Source organism: Phenylobacterium sp., from assembly GCF_036963605.1.
Taxonomy (GTDB): domain Bacteria; phylum Pseudomonadota; class Alphaproteobacteria; order Caulobacterales; family Caulobacteraceae; genus Phenylobacterium.
In genome coordinates this window covers 1-16,579 of record NZ_JBALUY010000076.1, presented here as the reverse complement: position 1 = coordinate 16,579, position 16,579 = coordinate 1, and the positions used below count along the sequence as shown (strand labels likewise).

The following is a 16,579-nucleotide window of genomic DNA, read 5'->3' as shown; positions in this document are numbered from 1 at the left end:
CGCCCAGAATGTCGCCGAGGTCGACGCCGTCGAAGGTCTCGGCTCGGGTCTGGCCACGGCCCTCGAAGCCGCCGGGGCTCCAGCCGCCGCCATAGCCGCGGCCGGTCTCATGGCCGTCGCCGTCGATCTCGCCGGCGTCGAACTTCTTGCGCTTATCGGGGTCGCCCAGGATGTCGAAGGCCGCGCTGACCCGCTTGAACCGCTCCTCAGCCGCAGCATCCCCGGGATTGGCGTCAGGGTGATGCTGCTTGGCGAGCTTGCGGAACGCCTTGCGGATCTCGTCGGCGTTCGCGCCGCGAGCCACGCCAAGCTCCTGATAGGGATCGCGCGCCAAGGAATAAAATCTCCCAGTCCGTTCTGTTTCGTCGGCCCCATCGGGACCTCTCATGGGCTCTAGATTGTGCAAGGCGCGGAGTCACGCAAGAGCGCGTGTGGTAAAATAGACACATGCCTGTGGCCAACATCGCCGAGGATCAGTCGCCGCTGCGATCTTCCATCAGGTCCCAGGCCGCATAGGTCCAGGCGTCTTCCAGATCCTCCAGCTCGTCCTCGCTGAAGGTTTCGCCACGAATAGAGACGCCCGCCTCGTGGACGCTTTCCGGGTCGCCGGTCACCAGCGGGTGCCAGGCGGGCAGGTCCTTGCCCTCGTGCAGGCGGCGATAGGCGCAGCTCAGCGGCATCCAGGGCAGCTTGGCGATATTGCCCGGGGTCAGCTTCACGCAGTCGGGAACGTGGGCCTTGCGCTCGGCATAGTTGGAGCAGGCGCAGGTGTTGGAATCGAACAGCCGGCAATGCACGCGGGTGGGGATAACCTGGCCGCTATCCTCATCCTCGAAGCGAACGAGACAGCAAAGTCCACACCCGTCACATAGGCTCTCCCATTCCTGAGCCGTCATCTGTTCGAGGGACTTGGTCTGCCAAAAGGGTTTGTGCCTGCTCACGCGCCCGTCCTAAACCCAAAGCGCCTCCGCCGCCATCCGGGCCCCTAGCGAACGTGAACGACTGGACCCTCGACCCCTACCGTTTTCCGGACGATGAGCCGGAACGGCCGCGCCAGCCGCGCGCGCCGCAGCCTCGTGACGTCGCCACGGAGGGCGCGCTGCGCGAGGGTGACGATGGATTTGGACGACGGCCCAGGCCGCCACGCCAGGGCGCGCCGCGGCCGCCCGGCGGCGATGGCCCCGACGACCCCTTCGTCCTGCCGCCCCGGGAAAGACGGCGTCGGAGCTGGGGCTGGCTTTGGAAGACCCTGGCGGTCCTGGTCCTGGTCCTCGCCCTGGCGGTGGTCGGCGGCGGCCTCTATCTCCAGAAGCGGTTCCTGCAGGACGTGCCCGAACTGCCGCCCCAGGCCCAGCTCTACGCCTTCAACCGGGCGCCTGGGATCAAGTTCTTCGACCGCAACGGCGACCTCATCGCCTCCCGCGGGCCACGCTATGGCGACCGGGTGCGGCTGAGCGCCCTGCCCGACTATGTGCCCCTGGCCTTCCTGGCGGCGGAGGACCACCGCTTCTACCAGCACGGTCCCATCGACCTGCAGGCCATCGCCCGGGCCAGCTATGTGAACTGGAAGGCCGGCGGCGTGGTCCAGGGGGGGTCGACCCTCTCGCAGCAGATCGCCAAGAGCCTGTTCCTCACCCCGGACCAGACCTTCCGCCGCAAGATTCAGGAGGCGGCGCTCGCCTGGCGGCTGGAGCGGATGCTGACCAAGGACGAGGTGCTGGAGCTCTACCTCAACCGCATCTATTTCGGGGCCAACACCTTTGGCGTGGACGGCGCGGCGCGGACCTATTTCGGCAAGCCGGCGAGCCAACTGACTCTGGCGGAGTCCGCCCTGCTGGCGGCCCTGCCCAAGGCGCCGTCGCGCCTGGCCCTGACCAACGACATGCAAGCAGCCCTGCAAAGGTCCCGGTGGGTGCTGCAGCGGATGCACGACACCGGCTGGATCAGCCGCGGGGAGATGGAGGCCGCCCAGGCGCAGACGCCGCAACTGGCCACCACTGCCACGTCCGACGAGGGCTCCTACGGCTATCTGCTGGACCACGCCACCAACGAGGTGTTGCGCCAGATCGGCCCCAATTCGCCCGACCTCCTGGTGCGCCTGTCGATCGATCCGGCGCTGCAGGTCGAGGCCGCCGCCATCCTGAACCAGGTGATGGCCACCGACGGCGCCCAGGCCGGCGCCGGCCAGGCGGCCCTGGTCACGCTTGGCCCAGACGGTTCGGTTCGGGCCATGGTCGGCGGGGTGGACTATGGCGCCAGCGTCTTCAACCGGGCGACCCAGGCCAGGCGTCAGCCCGGCTCGACCTTCAAGCCCTTCATCTATGCTGCAGCCCTGGAAAAGGGCGTCCTGCCCAGCGACGTGCGGGTGGACGGGCCGGTGCGGTTCGGCGACTGGCGGCCCGGAAATTACGGTGGCGGCTATCGCGGCCCAGTGAGCGTGGAGACGGCGCTGGCGCGGTCCATCAACACGGTCGCGGTCAAGCTGGGCGCCGAGGCTGGCGGCCCGGCCCTTGGGGACATTTCCCGTCGGTTCGGCTTCACCACCATCCCGGCCAATCCCAGTCTTGCGGTGACGCTCGGATCCTACGAGGTGAGCCTCATCGAGCTGACCAGCGCCTTCCAGGTCTTCCAGCAGGCCGGCGGCCGCGTGACGCCCTCGATCATCGAGGAGATCCGCACCGTCGATGGCGACAGCATCTTCCTGCGCGCGCCGTCCGGCCCCATGCCGGCCATCGATCTCACCTATGCCAGCATGATGGTGAAGATGATGAAGCGCGTCCTCACCGTCGGCACCGGGACACGCGCGGCCTTCGACTGGCCGGCGGCCGGCAAGACCGGCACCAGCCAGAACTGGCGGGACGCCTGGTTCGTCGGCTTCACCGACGAATACGTCACCGGCGTCTGGGTCGGGAACGACGACGACAGCCCCATGAACCGGGTCACCGGCGGCGACATCCCCTCGCAGATCTGGCGCCGGGTGATGATCGAGGCTCATGCGGGTATGGAGATCCGCGATTTCGACTGGCTGGTGGATGATCCCGAACCGATGTTCGAGGACGACTATCGCAATGACCACTACCAGGGCCTGGCCAGCGAGTTCGCCCGGGCCGCCGCCGAGGCCGAGCCGCCGCCCCTGCCGCCGCCCCCCGCCATGCCGCAGCCCCGGGACGAATACGACGCCAGTCGGCCGATCCCGGAGGAGGACATCCCCTTCTAGCGCCGACGACGGGGCGCAAGGCCCATCCGCTCAGTTGAGGAGGCGGGCGAACTGCACCAGGAGGTCGGGAATGCGCGAAGCTATGACGGGCTTGGTGATCCAGCCCAAGGGGCGCGCATCAGCGGCCCGCTGACGGACCTCGGCGTCGTCGTGCGCGCTGACGAACACCGAAGGGATATCGTAGAGCAAACGGGCGTCTTTCGCCGCCTCGACCCCGTCGCGGTCGCCGAGCAGCCGGATGTCCATCAGAATGAGATCCGGCGTCTCGCGGCTACAAATCTCGAGCGCCTCCTGGGCCGAGCTCGCCAGGCCCACGACCTCATAGCCGGCGTCCTCCAGAGCGGCTTGCCACTCGCCGGCCACCAGCCAGTTGTCTTCGGTAATCAGGACGCGACGGCCCAGCGGGAAGCCGGCGTCGGCGTCGCCGTCGTCCCGAGGGAGTCCGAAAGGGCCTTCGCGCGGTCCCCGGGGCAGGAGGCGATACTGATCAGGATGAGACATGGGACGCCTCCGCAAGCGGGAACGAAACGACGGCGACGGCGCCGGCGTCTGACTGAAGGGTGAATTGGCCGCCGATCTGGCGGCACAGGCCCCTCACCAGGCCCAGCCCCGAGGACGACGGGCCTGAGGCCGATGGCGCGAACCCCGGCCCATTGTCCCGCACGGTCAGTACGGCCTCGTCACCGATCCTGACAAAGCTCAACGACACGGCTGCGTTCGGGCCGTCGGCATACTTCACCGCATTGGTGAGCAACTCGTTGGCGATCAGAGCCAGGGGGAAGGCCAGATCATTCGGCGCCACGATCGGCTCGGCCCTGACCTCGATGGTGATCCGGACATCAGCCAGGGTCTGGACCGTCTCGGCCAGGGCGCTGAGCATCTGATCGACCCGCAGGCCATTGCCGGCGTCCTCGGCGTACATTAGCCGCTGCGCGTCGAAGAGCGCCGCGAGCTTGGACTGGAGCATCTTCACGAACTGCTTGCGGCCGGGATCCTCGCTCTCACGCCCGGCGGAGGAAACCAGGGCCAGGATCATCTGGAGGTGATTTTTCATCCGGTGCTGAAGCTCTCGATAGAGCACCCGGTTGTGCGCCAGGGCCTCCTCGAGCTCGGCCTGCAACCGCCGACGCACGGAGATTTCGCCGTTCAGCTCGCGCACCTGTGCGGTCAGGGCGTTGAACTGGTCTCCTGCCGGGTCGCGGAACTTGATGGCGTAGTCAATCCCGCCCGCTCGCCGCAGGGCGAGCGCCTCGACCTTCCCATCGACCTCGGCTGCATAGGCCGCGGCCATGCGAAGGGCGCCCAGCACCGGGTCTGCTGAACCCGAGGCGCGTTCGAGCAGGTCCTCCAGTCTGTCGAGTTCGCCGAACAGGTGGCGCCAGTTGTCGGCCGACTCGCCAAAACGCGCCCGGGCCGTTCGGTTCATCTCGAGGATGCGTCCGTCCCCGGCGAAGACGACGACGGGATCGCGGATAAACTTGGAGATGGGATCCATGTTCAGCGGTCGGTCAGGTCCGGCCGCACCCGGCGGAAGTACTCGCGGGCCTCGCCTTCCCCCTCCCTCGGGGTCAGGTAGACGGTCACATGACAGCCTGGATCGCCACGGGCGATCGCCTTGTCGATCTGGACCCGGGCATAGCCCAGGTTCTCGCCGGCCACGTGTCCGAACACGTTTGAGGTCATCATGCAGAGCGCTGGACGGCCGGCTACGAAGGCGCCGAACGGGCAGGAATTGCTGGCGAAGACGATGCGGTCCTCGCGCTGCTCGACGATATAGAAGTCGCCCTTGATCCGCTGCTTGAGGTCCACGAGCACCTGGGCCACCTGATCGACTGAAAGCCGATCAACGGCGAGGGCGGCCCGGTACTTCTCATCCAGAGCCTTGCCTACCGCGGCCCCGACGACGCTGATATAGCCCGAGGCCTCCTCGAGCCCGACCACGTCCTGCAGGGCGCCCGACAGCTCCCGCAGCAAGGTCCGCAGGAACATGTCCCGTTCGAGATCGATCTCCAGGTGATCGAGCGACATGAGGGGCTCCGGCCGCGACGAACGCTGCGTGTCAGCGCCTGCTCAACCTATAGATTGTCCCGTGACGACCTAAAATGGTTTTCATTCGCCGCGCGGGGCGAGCAGCGGCGCGCCCTTGACCTGGCGGCCCAATCAGCGGCCGGGATAGGGATGGCCAAAGAAACCGTCCACATCCTCCAGTCCTATGTCGCAGGGCGTGGAAAGGCGCTGAAGGCCGAGCAGCAGGTGGGCTGCGCCAGCGCCGAGGAGGCCCGCAGAAAGGCCGAGCGGCTGGCGCCCCTGCGTGTGGCGGTGGTGGCCTTCTCCGTCTCGGCCGACACCGAGATGGGCGACTATGACGAGAACCCGGTGATCCTGTTCCGATCCGGCCCGCTGCCGCCGCCTTTCGACGAGGCCTGAAGGGGTTTGTCGCCTGCGCCCTTGCAGGGGCGCCAAAGCGCGCTATGTGCCTAGCCCTATGAAGCCCCCCGTCCTCGCACTCAAGAATGTCCGTCTCGCCGACGGGCCCCGCATGCTGTTCGACGGCGTCGATCTGGCGCTGGAGCCCCGCAGCCGCGCGGCCCTCGTCGGCCGCAACGGCGCGGGCAAGTCGACCCTGATGCGCATCCTGGCCGGCCTGACCGAGGCCGATGACGGCGAGCGCGCCGTGACGCCGGGGACCAAGGTCGCCTATGTGCTGCAGGAGCCGCAGATCATCGGCGACACCCTGCTGGACCACGCCACCGCCGGGGGCGCGGCCCCCCATGAGGCCGCCGCGGCCCTGGAGAGCTTCGGCCTCGATCCCAACAAGGCCGCCACCGGCCTGTCCGGGGGCGAGACCCGTCGGGTCGCCCTGGCCCGGGCCTTGGCCGAGGATCCCGACGTCCTGTTGCTGGACGAGCCCACCAACCACCTGGACATCCTGGCCATCGAGACCCTGGAAGGCGCCATCGCCGCCAGCCGGGCCAGCGTGCTGATCGTCAGCCACGACCGCGCCTTCCTGGAGCGGGTGACCCAGCGCTGCTTCTGGCTGGAGAACCGCAAGGTTCGCAAACTCGACCGGGGGTTCGCCGCCTTTGACGCCTGGGTGGAGCAGCTCACCGCCGCCGAGGCCGACGAGGCCAGGCGCCAGGACAAGGCCCTGGAACGTGAGACCCACTGGCTGGCCCGCGGCGTCACCGGCCGTCGCGCCCGCAACGAAGGCCGCCGCCGGCGACTGATGGAGATGCGCGAGGCCAAGGCCGACCGGCTGCGCGACACCCGCGGCGCCATGTCCATGGGCGTGGCCACCTCCGGGACCTCGGGCCAGCGGGTGGTCGAGGTGAAGGGGCTCTCCAAGCGGTTCGGGGACCGGGTGATCCTGGAGGACTTCTCCACTCGCATTCTGCGCGGCGACCGGATCGCCGTGGTCGGTCCCAACGGGGCGGGCAAGACCACGCTGGTCAAGCTGCTGCTGGGCGAACTGCCAGCCGACTCCGGCGAGGTGATCCTCGGGACCAACCTGGAGGTGGCCTATATCGACCAGGCCCGGGCCGACCTGAAGGACGACATGCTGCTGAAGGACGCCCTGGCCCCGCTCGGCGGCGACCAGATCATGGTCCGCGGCGCGCCCAAGCATGTGGCCGCCTACGCCAAGGAATTCCTGTTCACCGACGCCCAGATCCGCCAGCCGGTCCGCAGCCTGTCCGGCGGAGAGCGCAACCGTCTGCTGCTGGCCCGGGCGCTCGCCCAGCCAGCCAATCTGATGGTGCTCGACGAGCCCACCAACGACCTGGACATGGAGACCCTCGACCTCCTGGAAGAGATGCTCTCGGACTATGAGGGCACGCTGATCCTGGTCAGCCACGACCGCGATTTCGTCGATCGCCTGGCCACCTCGACCATCGGGCTAAACGGTCGCGGCCAGGTGGTGGAGACGCCCGGCGGCTGGCTGGACTTCCTGAGCCAGAATCCAGGCTTCTTCGGCGTGTCGCCCGCCAAGGCGCCCGGTGGGCGTCGCGGGGCCGCGGCTCAGGCGGCTGCTGCTGCGGCGGCGGCCGCTCCCGCTGCAAAGGCCGCCAAGCTCTCCTATAAGGAGCAGCGTCGGCTGGAAGAGTTGACGGCCCTGGTCGCAGACCTGCCCAACAAGATCACCCTGCTGGAAAGTCAGCTGGCCGATCCAGACCTCTATGCGCGAGACCCCGGCGCCTTCGACCGGTTTGGCCAGGCCCTGGCGGCCGCTCGCGAGAAACTGGAGGCCGCGGAATTGGAATGGCTGGAGTTGGAAGAACGTCGCGAGGCCCTGGAGGCCGGGCGCTGAATGCCCGCCAGCCATTCCTGGGGATAAGATTCCACATTGAATCTGCTGATGTTTCGGCGCGGATTCCCCAAGGAGTCCAAAGCCTGTCCACCGGGTGGTCACACGCTGCGCACAGCGGGTCGAACTCGGGTGCTTGCTTCATAGACTGTGTGAGCGCAACGTCAAGGGATCGAGAGGGACTGCAGCCCTGGCGCACCGGGAAACCGGAACGCAAACGGAGCAGAAGGTTCCAGAACCGACGGCGACGGGGCGACCCGGCGCCTGGGTTCGAAGGACACCGGCGTGACGGAAACCTGCGGGGCAGCCCGCGTTCGAAGTCGCTCCGACCTTACGATACAGGTCCGCAAGGATCTGGAATGAGGGCGACGCCGCGGCCTGCCGCAGCGTCGCCCTCTTGCTATGTGCGCCAGTCTTGCGGCGCTGAGCGGGTTCCCCCGCGCACTTAACGATTTGGCGCCACCCCCTGGCGCAAACTCGCCAAACTCGGGGGGAATGTTGGACATGGCTACGGGACGGCGGGTACAGCGGGACACAGCATTTGGGCTGGTGATCGGCTTGGCCTTCGCCGCCGCGGCCCTGCTTGGGGTCGTCTTGACCCGCGACGCCCACAGCGTTGCAGCCCTCTGGCTGGCCAATGGCGTGCTTGCCGCCGGCCTCCTCCTGCTTCCCGTTCGCAAGGCCGCGATCCTCGGCCTCGCCTGCGCAGCGGCCAGTCTGGCCATCAACATCCTCACCGGCGCGCCAACCGATCTCGCCCCCGTTTTCACGGCCTTGAACATCGTTGAGGCCGTCGTCGCCGCCCTGCTGGTGCGGCGCTTCTGCGGTAATCGGCTACGAATCGGCGCCCTGCCCGAACTCCTCCGGATCGCCTTCCTGGCGGTGGCGCCGGCCGCCGGCTTGACGGCCCTCCTCGCCGCAACGGCGCTGGCCGCCTTGGGTCGCCCCTTCTACGAGATATTGTCGAACTGGTTCCTGGCCCATGGCCTGGGCATGGCGATCACCTTGCCCGCCGTTCTGCTGCTGGCTGATCGCCGCTCAGGACCCGGCCACGACAAAGGCGTCCTGACCGAGGCCGGGGTTTTCAGCCTGGTGATCGCCGTCAGCGTGGCGGCCTACCTGCCCTGGACCTTCCCCGCGCCCCTGTTGATCACGCCCACCCTGGTGATTGTCGCCTTCAGCCTGGGGCCGCGCAGCACGGCCCTGTCGGCTGTGATCATGGCTGTGCTGTCAACGATCGTTCTGACCTTGGCTCCGCTGGGCGGGGTCTCGGAGGCCTGGTCGCAGGCTGCCCATATTCACAATCTCCAGTTCGTCATCGCCACGGCCTTCTTCACGAGCCTGTCGGTGGCCCTGATCCTGGCCGAGCAGAATCGCACCCGCCGGCTTCTGGCCATGCGAACCCGGGCGGCCAAGCGCGCCCAGGCCAGGGCCCAGGCCGCCGGCGCGGCCAAGGGCGAGTTCCTGGCGACCATGAGCCATGAAATTCGCACACCGATGAACAGCATCCTCGGCTTCACCCAGACGCTGATCCGCCGGGACGATCTCCCGGCCGAGGCGCGCCGTCAGGTTGAGCTCGTCCATCGGGCCGGCGGCTCGCTGCTGGCGGTGGTCAACGACATTCTGGACTATTCCAAGCTTGAGGCCGGCGAGGTGGAGCTGGCGCTGCAGCCTCAGAGTCCGGAGGCGATCGCCCAGGACGCCATCGACATCATCGCCCCTTCCGCGGAAGCGCGCGGCCTTCAGATCCGCCTGGAGACCGCAGGCCCGGCCCAGGACATGGTGTTGATCGACGAGCTTCGGGTCCGCCAGATCCTGCTCAACCTCCTGAGCAACGCCGTGAAGTTCACCGAGGCCGGTGAGGTGCGCCTGCAGCTTTCGGTCCGAGACCAGGGCTACGAGATGCTGCTCCGCTTCGAGGTCCATGATACGGGCGTCGGCATCCCCAAGACCTTGATGCACCGGCTCTTCCGCCGTTTCTCGCAGGCCGACTCCTCGGCCCGCAGGGCCTTTGGCGGCACGGGACTGGGCCTGGCCATTTGCAAGGGCCTGGTCGAGGCCATGGGCGGCGTGATCGGCGTGCGTAGCCGGCCGGGAACCGGCTCGACCTTCTGGTTCGAGATCAGCGCCGAACCGGCGTCGGTCCTGGCCGAGGTTCCAGACGCAGCTCCGAGCGCCGATCTTGGCCCTGTCCGGGTGCTGCTGGTGGACGACCACCCCATGAATCGGGACCTGGGCGCCACGGTCCTCAAGCTCCTGGGCTGCGAGGTCACCCTGGCCTGCGACGGGGCCGAGGCCGTAGACCTAGCGGCCTCCACCGTCTTCGACGCCATCCTGATGGACATCCACATGCCAGTCATGGATGGCGTCGAGGCCACCCACGCCATCCGCGCCCTGGAAGGCCCGGCGGCCAGGGCGCCGATCATCGCCATGAGCGCTGACGTCATGCCCGAGATGGTTGAACGCTGCCGACGCGCCGGGATGAATGATGCGGTCGGCAAGCCCATCCAGATCGAGGTCCTGCATGCCGCCCTGGCGCGATGCATCCAGCCGGCGACCGCCGAGGCGGCAGATCTGGACCCTGGCGATCTCGACACGGCTGTGGCCTGACGCGTAACCGGCTTGGCGCGGCCCCCCGGCGCGCCTAGGTTTGTCCCGGTTCGTATCGGGGGATAGTTCATGAAGGCCTTGCGCTCGCTCGCCATCGCGCTCGCCGCGCTCGTCAGCGCCTGCTCAGCCGAGCCGCAGACCGACGCGGTGACCGCCGACGGCCTGACCACCATCCGCTTCGCCACCGACTGGCGCGCCCAGGCCGAGCACGGCGGCTTCTACCAGGCCCTGGCCACGGGAGAGTACGAGAAGCGCGGCCTCAAGGTGGAGATCATCCAGGGCGGGCCGGGCGTCAACGTGCCCCAGCTGCTGGCCGCCGGCGCCGTGGACATGGGCATGGGCTCCAACAGCTTCATCGTCATGAACCTGGCGCAGGAAGACGCGCCGGTGAAGGCGGTCGCCGCCTATATGCAGAAGGATCCGCAGGTCCTGCTGGCCCACCCCGACCAGGGGATCGAGACCATCGCGGACCTGAAGGGCCATCCGATCCTGCTGTCGGACGCCTCGGTCACCGCCTTCTGGGTGTGGTTGAAGGCCAAGTACGGCTTCACCGACGATCAGGTCCGCAAATACACCTTCAACTCCGCGCCCTTCCTGTCGAACAAGCGTGTGGCCCAGCAGGGCTATGTGACGTCTGAGCCCTATACGATCGAGAAGGAGGCGGGCCTCGCGCCCAAGGTCTTCCTGCTCGCCGACAATGGCTATCCCGGCTATGCGACCATGGTCCTGGCCAGGGACGCCCTGATCGCCGAAAATCCCGAGGCGGTGCGCGCCTTCGTCGAGGCCAGCACGGCAGGGTGGCGGTCCTATCTGGACGGCGATCCGGCGCCAGGCGACGCCCTGATCAAGGCCGACAATCCGGAGATGACCCAGGACGTGCTCGACCAGGCCCGCGAAAAGCTGAAGTCCTACGGCATCGTCGATGCGGGCGATCCGGCCCTGACCGGCCAGATGAGCGACGCCCGCTGGACCGAGTTCTTCGAGATGGCCCGCGACCAGGGGGTCTATCCTACTGAACTCGACCCGAAGTCGGCCTACACCCTCGACTTCCTGCCCTAGCCGCAGCGCTCATGGAGACGTTGGTCGCAGAACTGGCGCAGGTCGAGGTGGAGTACGGCAAGGGCCAGCCGGCCCTTGGACCTTTCAGCCTGTCCGTCGCGCCCGGCGAAATCACCGCCCTGGTCGGCCCCTCGGGCTGTGGCAAGTCCACCGCCCTGCGCCTGCTGGCCGGGTTGGAGGCGCCGACCCGCGGCCAGGTGCGCCGCACCGCGCGGCGAGGGGAAACCTCGGTGGTTTTCCAGGCGCCGACGCTCGCGCCCTGGCTGTCGGCCCGGGACAATGTGGCCCTGCCGCTGGAGCTGTCGGGCGCCCCCCGCCGCCAGGCCCGCAGCCAGGCCGAGGCCGCCCTGGCGCGGGTGGGGTTGGCCGACGCGGCGGGGGCGAGACCCGCTCAGCTTTCCGGCGGGATGGCCATGCGGGTCTCCCTGGCCCGCGCGCTGGTGACCGAACCCCGGCTGCTGCTGCTGGACGAACCCTTCGCCGCCCTGGACGAGATCACCCGACGCGCCCTGGCCGACGATGTGCTGCAGCTTTGGGCCGAGCTCAAGCCCGCCATCGTCTTCGTCACCCACAGCGTCGAGGAAGCGGTCTATATGGCCAGCCGGGTGGTGGTGCTGACCCGCGGCCCAGGCCGGATCAGCGGCGAGATGAGCATCGCCGGGCCAACGCCCCGCCCCACAGGCTTCCGGACGACGGCAGGTTTCCGCAGCGCTGTGGAGGCGGTGTCCACCGTGCTGGCCAAGGGCATGGAGGCGGCCGAATGAAACGGCTCGCCGACCTCATCGCCCCCCTGGCCCTGATCGCAGCGCTCCTGGCGATTTGGGAGATCGCCTGCCGCAGCCTGGAGGTGCCCGCCTATTTCCTCCCGGCGCCCAGCGCCGTGGCCGCTAGCCTGATGGCCGACGCCGGCACGCTGCTCGCCTCGGCCTGGAACACCCTGGCCATGGCCCTGGCGGCCCTGATCATCGCCAGCCTGACGGCCCAGGCCCTGGCCCTGCTGGTGGCGCTGAGCGCGGTGCTGGAGCGGGCCATCAAGCCCCTGGCCGTGGTGCTGCAGGTGACCCCGGTGGTGGCCATCGCGCCCCTGGTGGTCATCTGGGCCGGGATCGACAACCCGGAGCGCGCCATCGTCGCCCTGGCCGCCGTGGTGGCCTTCTTCCCGATCTTCTCCGGGGCGGTCACCGGCTTGAAGGCGGCCGATCCGGACCTGGAGCGCCTGTTCGATCTCTATGGGGTCGGCCGGGTGAAGCGCTTGCTGCGGCTGCGGGCGCCCTCGGCGGTCCCCTATCTGATGGAGGGCCACAAGGTGGCCGCAGGCCTGGCGCTGATCGGGGCGGTGGTGGCCGAGTTCGTGGCCGGGTCCGGCGGCGCGCAGGGGCTGGCCTGGCGGATCCTGGAGGCGGGAAATCGTCTTCAGACCGCCCGCATGTTCGCAGCTCTTGTGGTGCTGGGTCTGATGGGCGCCCTGCTCTATGCGGGCCTCGCGCGGCTGGAGCGGTTTGGCCTGCGCTGGTGGCGTGGCCGTTAGCCGCGGGTTAAGCCGATAACCCTAAAGCTGGCGGAGCATGAATCGCCCGCCCGCCCCCGCCCTTCTGCTCACCCTGCTCGTCGCCGCCAGTGCTGCGCCGGCGATGGCCCAACGCGTGACGCAGGATCGCTATGGTCCGCCGCAGCCCTGGACGGACAGTCCCCAGGCGGCCAGCGCCCAAGGTCCCGACGCCGCCTATGCCGGCCCGATGCTCGGCTGGGCTGGAAAGCGGGCGCCGCAAGGCCCCGCAGCGGATGAGGCGGCGATGGCGCCGCAGCGTCCCGAGCCGATGGCCCTGTCGCGTCAGTTCGCCTACGCTCAGCCCCCAGCGCCCCGCGCCGCGCCGCCGGCCCCGTCGCCGCCGCAGGTTCAGCCCGGCTATGAGCCCGTCATGCGTGGCGCGCTGCCGCCGGTCAGCGACCGAGCGCCGGACCTCCTGGGCGGCCCGCCGGCCGGTCCGCTGCCCACCAGCATCTACGACCAGGCGGCCGCGGCCCCGCCCGCGCCTCAGCCTCAGCCTCAGCCTCCTCAATACCAGTATCAGGCGCCGCCGCCCGCCGAGGCGCCACGACAGATCGCCCAATCGGCGCCCCTGCCAGCCGCCCGCCCCGGGGGTTCGCAGCTCTACTCCCTGCACCGGGAGTATGGCCTGACGCCCGACGCCATTCCCGCCCCGCCCCAAGGCCCGAACTATATCCTGGTGGGGCCGCCCGACGCGCCCCCGGCCGAGGAAAAGGCCGACGAGGGCGGCGAGGGTCTTGATCGCCAGTTCTGAGACAGCGCCCATGGAACGGTCCAAGCTTCACGATCTGATCGCCCTGGCCAACGAGCCCTCCAGCGCCCGTCGACGGGAGCTGTTGCGGGGAGTGACCGACCTGTTCTTCGTCGGCGACGGCGCCCATGGCGGCGCTGAGCTCGCCTTGTTCGACGACGTCATGGGCCAGCTGGCCAGCGACATGGAAGAGGCCGTGCGCGGCGAACTGGCCAGCCGTCTGGCCGCCGCCGCGGCCCCGCCGCGCCACCTTCTGCGAGATCTCGCCCGCGATACCGCCATCACCGTGGCCGAACCGGTGCTGACCGGCTCCGCAGCGCTGACTGACGATGATCTGCTGGCCGTCGCCCACACCCGCGGCCAGGACCATCTGCGCGCCATCAGCCTGCGCTCGACAGTGTCGGCGGCGGTCTCCGAGGCCATTGTCGAACGGGGTGACGACCACACCCTGGACGCGTTGCTGCGCAATGATGGCGCAGAATTGTCGCGAGAATCCCATGAGCGGGCCGTAGATCGGGCCATGGCCAATACCGATCTGCACGCCGCCGTCGTCGCGCGCCGCGCCGTGCCGGTGGATCTGCTCAACGAAATGTACTTCGTGGTCGAGGCGCAGCTTCGCGACGCCATCCGCGACCGCAACAGCGAGGTCGATCCCGAGGCCCTGGAGGCCGCCCTTGCGGCCAGCCGCAAGAGCCTGGCCACCCGCGACGGCGCCCTGCCCGATGACTATGAGGAAGCCGAGCGGGCGGTTCGCCTGCTGAAGCTGCGCAATGGCATCACCCCGCCGGTGCTGGCCGCCTTCCTGCGCAATCGGGAGACCACCAAGTTCCTGGTGGCGCTCTGTGAGCTGGCCGACATCGACTTCGGAACGGCGCGCAAGATCCTGGACCGCCGCGACCTCGACGCCCTGTCCATCGTCTGCAAGGCGGCCGGCTTCGAACGCTCGCTCTACCTGACCTTTGCCGTCCTGATCCTGGACCGCGAGGCCAATGCGATGGGCCGCGCCCGGGAATATGGCGAACTGTTCGACGCCCTGCCTCGGGAAGCCGCCCAGCGCACCATCCGCTTCTGGCGCCTGCGCCGCCAGAGCGGCGACGTCGCGGCGGCCTGAAGCTGGCCTAGCCCTCCGGTCCGCCCTTGGCCTCGGCGTTCGGGGTGGAGATCGTTTCCGGCGGCAGCTGATAGCGGATCGGCAGGGTGACACGACCGCCCACGGTCGGCAGACCTTGTTCGGTCCAGACCGACAGGCGGAAATGCGGCGCCAGAGCCAGGGCCGCCTGACCAAATCCGAATTCCGCCGGCTCTTCTGACCTCACCTGGCAGTCCTGCACCGTCCCGCCTGTCCCCACGACACAGTGCAGGACCACGCGGGCGCCCGATATTCCTTTGGCCCGCGCCGCGGCCGGATACCCATCGGCCACCGAACCGGAAGAGGGGAGCTGCGTCCACTGGGGCTTGCCGATCACCCGCCTGTCGGGGTCCAGCATCTCCGGGGCGAAGGTGACCATGTACTGGGTCTCGACCCCGCGCAGTTCGACATCGTCCGGCGCCGGCGCCAGCACGAACCGCTCGGACAGGCTGCGAGCCGCCTTGGCGAAACCATAGCCCCGCGGTGTTTCACTGAGCGTCGTGCAGGCCCGGAGGCGACCGTATTCGGTCAGGGCGCAGCGGATGGTGGCGGAACCTCCGAGCCCCTCGGCGGCCGCCTTTTCAGGGTAGGCGGCGGCCGTCTCCGCATGGCTGGGCGCCTCAGCCCACAGGGGCCGGCCCAAGAAGCGCCGGGTCATCAGATCCCGACCACCAGGAAGCAACGACCCCGTGGGTGTCCCAAGGCCCTGGAAGCTGATCGGGATGCGAACGCCCGAGACGACCGGCTTTCCATCCTTCATCGCCGGTTTCATCAGGAACTGTGGCGTCAGCGCGATGGCGGCCTGGCCAAAGCCCATGTCGGACGGCTTTTCCGACAGGACGATGCACTCAAAGAGCGCCCCTTGAAGGCTCACCTTGCACCCTAGGGTCGCCTCGCCGTCCAGACCCTTCTCCAGGGCTTTGGTCGGGAAGACCGCCATGAGCTGGGAGCGCGTGGGCTGCCTCAGCCAGTCGGGCAAGACATCGGGACGCGTCGCTGGTTCCTGCGCCACAGCCACCCCCGAAAGGGTCAGGGCGGCGCATAGGCCCAAACTCAACTGTCTCATCGGTGCATTCCCCACAAAGAGGAAGCCTACCAAAGGTTGTCTTCGGTTTCGATACCCGTATTTCAAACCCCGTCGCGGGGCGCCACGCGAATGCGCAGGCGCTCCATGGCGTCGATGGCGATCAGGGTGAAGGAGCGCAGGCCTTCTTCCGCGAAGACGTCGAGGGCCGCCTGCAGGGCGAGCGCCGCCGAGGCGCGCTCGCCGCGGTCCTTGCCGGTGATGTCCAGCCGCGCCTCATAGATCCGCGCCAGATTGACCTGGGCCAGCGCCCAGCTGACCGGATCGACGCCCGCGCGGCGATGCGACAGCTCGATCTTGAAGGCGGCCTCGGCGGCGTCCAGCACCGCCAGATCACCGGAAAGCTCGGCCGAGCGGGCCAGGCAGATGGCGCGGCCATTGGAGGCCTCAGCCCTCAGAGCGAGCGCCGGGGCGTCGGCCAGCACCAGACCGGCCCGCTCATAGCAGGTGACCGCCTGCTCATAGGCCCGCTCGCCGGCCGTGGCCTCGCCCAGGATCTGCAGGGCCAGGCCGAGCGCCGCCTGGACGCGAGCCCAGTCCAGAGGGCTGTGGTCGCGGGTCAGATCCTCGACCACGTCGGCCAGCAGGGTGACGGCTTCCAGGATCTGTTCGATGTCGCCGCTGACCTCGCCCATCAGGGCCAGGATCTGCCCGCGCAGGGCCGCGGCGCGAGCGTGGGCCAGGGGCTCATAGGCGCCGTCCAGGCCTTCGGCGATGTCGTCGGCCTCGTCCAGGGCCATCTGCAGCAGGTCCGGGTCCTTCAGGCGCGCGCCCCAGCCGGCCAGCATGTCGGCGCGCAGGGTGCGGGCTTCGGCGATCAGCAGATGGGCGGCCGAGCAGCGGCGGGTCAGGGCCTGAAGGGCGGCGATGGGGGCGG

Annotated in this window: 15 protein-coding genes and 1 pseudogene; 9 read left to right on the top strand and 7 right to left on the bottom strand. The window is 68.9% G+C overall.

The features are described 5' to 3' along the window. Together V7702_RS13745 and V7702_RS13740 are read right to left on the bottom strand one after the other, a co-directional pair. Positions 1-334 (bottom strand): DnaJ domain-containing protein (locus V7702_RS13745; protein WP_335650666.1); only part of this gene is annotated, 334 nt, incomplete at its 3' end. Positions 335-473: 139 nt separating this feature from the next. After that, positions 474-941, bottom strand: coding sequence for a YcgN family cysteine cluster protein (locus V7702_RS13740; RefSeq protein WP_335650665.1), 468 nt, complete (start codon positions 939-941; stop codon positions 474-476). A gap of 53 nt (positions 942-994) precedes the next feature. On the opposite strand from V7702_RS13740, the gene pbpC reads away from it, so the two are divergent. Beyond that, positions 995-3,217, top strand: a complete 2,223-nt coding sequence (pbpC, locus tag V7702_RS13735) for a multimodular transpeptidase-transglycosylase PbpC (protein ID WP_335650664.1) — start codon at positions 995-997, stop codon at positions 3,215-3,217. A gap of 30 nt (positions 3,218-3,247) precedes the next feature. Here pbpC and V7702_RS13730 read toward each other — a convergent pair whose 3' ends face one another. From V7702_RS13730 to V7702_RS13720, 3 genes are read right to left on the bottom strand one after another with little or no spacing between them, the layout of a single operon-like run. After that, positions 3,248-3,718 (bottom strand): response regulator, encoded by a 471-nt coding sequence (locus V7702_RS13730; protein WP_335650663.1) that lies wholly within the window; start codon positions 3,716-3,718, stop codon positions 3,248-3,250. Next, positions 3,705-4,712 (bottom strand): sensor histidine kinase, encoded by a 1,008-nt coding sequence (locus tag V7702_RS13725; RefSeq protein WP_335650662.1) that lies wholly within the window; start codon positions 4,710-4,712, stop codon positions 3,705-3,707. The genes V7702_RS13730 and V7702_RS13725 overlap by 14 nt, the downstream gene beginning before the upstream one ends. A gap of 2 nt (positions 4,713-4,714) precedes the next feature. Beyond that, on the bottom strand, positions 4,715-5,245 hold the full coding sequence (locus V7702_RS13720) for a methanogen output domain 1-containing protein (protein WP_335650661.1): 531 nt from the start codon (positions 5,243-5,245) through the stop codon (positions 4,715-4,717). Positions 5,246-5,395: 150 nt separating this feature from the next. Between V7702_RS13720 and V7702_RS13715 the strand changes: the two genes are divergently transcribed. The 8 genes from V7702_RS13715 to V7702_RS13680 all read left to right on the top strand — a co-directional run bounded on the left by V7702_RS13715 (position 5,396) and on the right by V7702_RS13680 (position 14,600). After that, the gene (locus tag V7702_RS13715) at positions 5,396-5,644 is read left to right on the top strand and encodes a hypothetical protein (RefSeq protein ID WP_300579315.1); all 249 of its coding nucleotides are present in this window, start codon (positions 5,396-5,398) and stop codon (positions 5,642-5,644) included. A gap of 46 nt (positions 5,645-5,690) precedes the next feature. After that, the gene (locus V7702_RS13710; RefSeq protein WP_335650660.1) at positions 5,691-7,523 is read left to right on the top strand and encodes an ABC-F family ATP-binding cassette domain-containing protein; all 1,833 of its coding nucleotides are present in this window, start codon (positions 5,691-5,693) and stop codon (positions 7,521-7,523) included. Between the two features lie 501 nt (positions 7,524-8,024). Beyond that, a complete protein-coding gene (locus tag V7702_RS13705; RefSeq protein WP_335650659.1) occupies positions 8,025-10,130 on the top strand; it encodes an ATP-binding protein in 2,106 nt (701 codons plus the stop codon). 69 nt (positions 10,131-10,199) lie between these two features. Continuing rightward, on the top strand, positions 10,200-11,189 hold the full coding sequence (locus tag V7702_RS13700) for an ABC transporter substrate-binding protein (RefSeq protein ID WP_335650658.1): 990 nt from the start codon (positions 10,200-10,202) through the stop codon (positions 11,187-11,189). Positions 11,190-11,200: 11 nt separating this feature from the next. Next, positions 11,201-11,953 (top strand): ABC transporter ATP-binding protein, encoded by a 753-nt coding sequence (locus V7702_RS13695; RefSeq protein ID WP_335650657.1) that lies wholly within the window; start codon positions 11,201-11,203, stop codon positions 11,951-11,953. Continuing rightward, entirely contained in the window at positions 11,950-12,717 is a 768-nt protein-coding gene (locus tag V7702_RS13690; RefSeq protein WP_335650656.1) for an ABC transporter permease, read from the top strand. The genes V7702_RS13695 and V7702_RS13690 overlap by 4 nt, the downstream gene beginning before the upstream one ends. A 37-nt stretch (positions 12,718-12,754) precedes the next feature. Beyond that, on the top strand, positions 12,755-13,492 hold the full coding sequence (locus V7702_RS13685; RefSeq protein WP_335650655.1) for a hypothetical protein: 738 nt from the start codon (positions 12,755-12,757) through the stop codon (positions 13,490-13,492). Between the two features lie 10 nt (positions 13,493-13,502). Then, positions 13,503-14,600 (top strand): DUF2336 domain-containing protein, encoded by a 1,098-nt coding sequence (locus V7702_RS13680; protein WP_335650654.1) that lies wholly within the window; start codon positions 13,503-13,505, stop codon positions 14,598-14,600. A gap of 7 nt (positions 14,601-14,607) precedes the next feature. On the opposite strand, the gene V7702_RS13675 is transcribed toward V7702_RS13680, so the two are convergent. Both V7702_RS13675 and V7702_RS13670 read right to left on the bottom strand, forming a co-directional pair. After that, positions 14,608-15,684: a TonB family protein gene (locus V7702_RS13675; RefSeq protein ID WP_335650653.1), complete on the bottom strand. Its 1,077-nt coding sequence runs from the start codon at positions 15,682-15,684 to the stop codon at positions 14,608-14,610. Positions 15,685-15,746: 62 nt separating this feature from the next. Then, positions 15,747-16,579: pseudogene (locus V7702_RS13670) on the bottom strand (hypothetical protein); the annotation flags it as partial.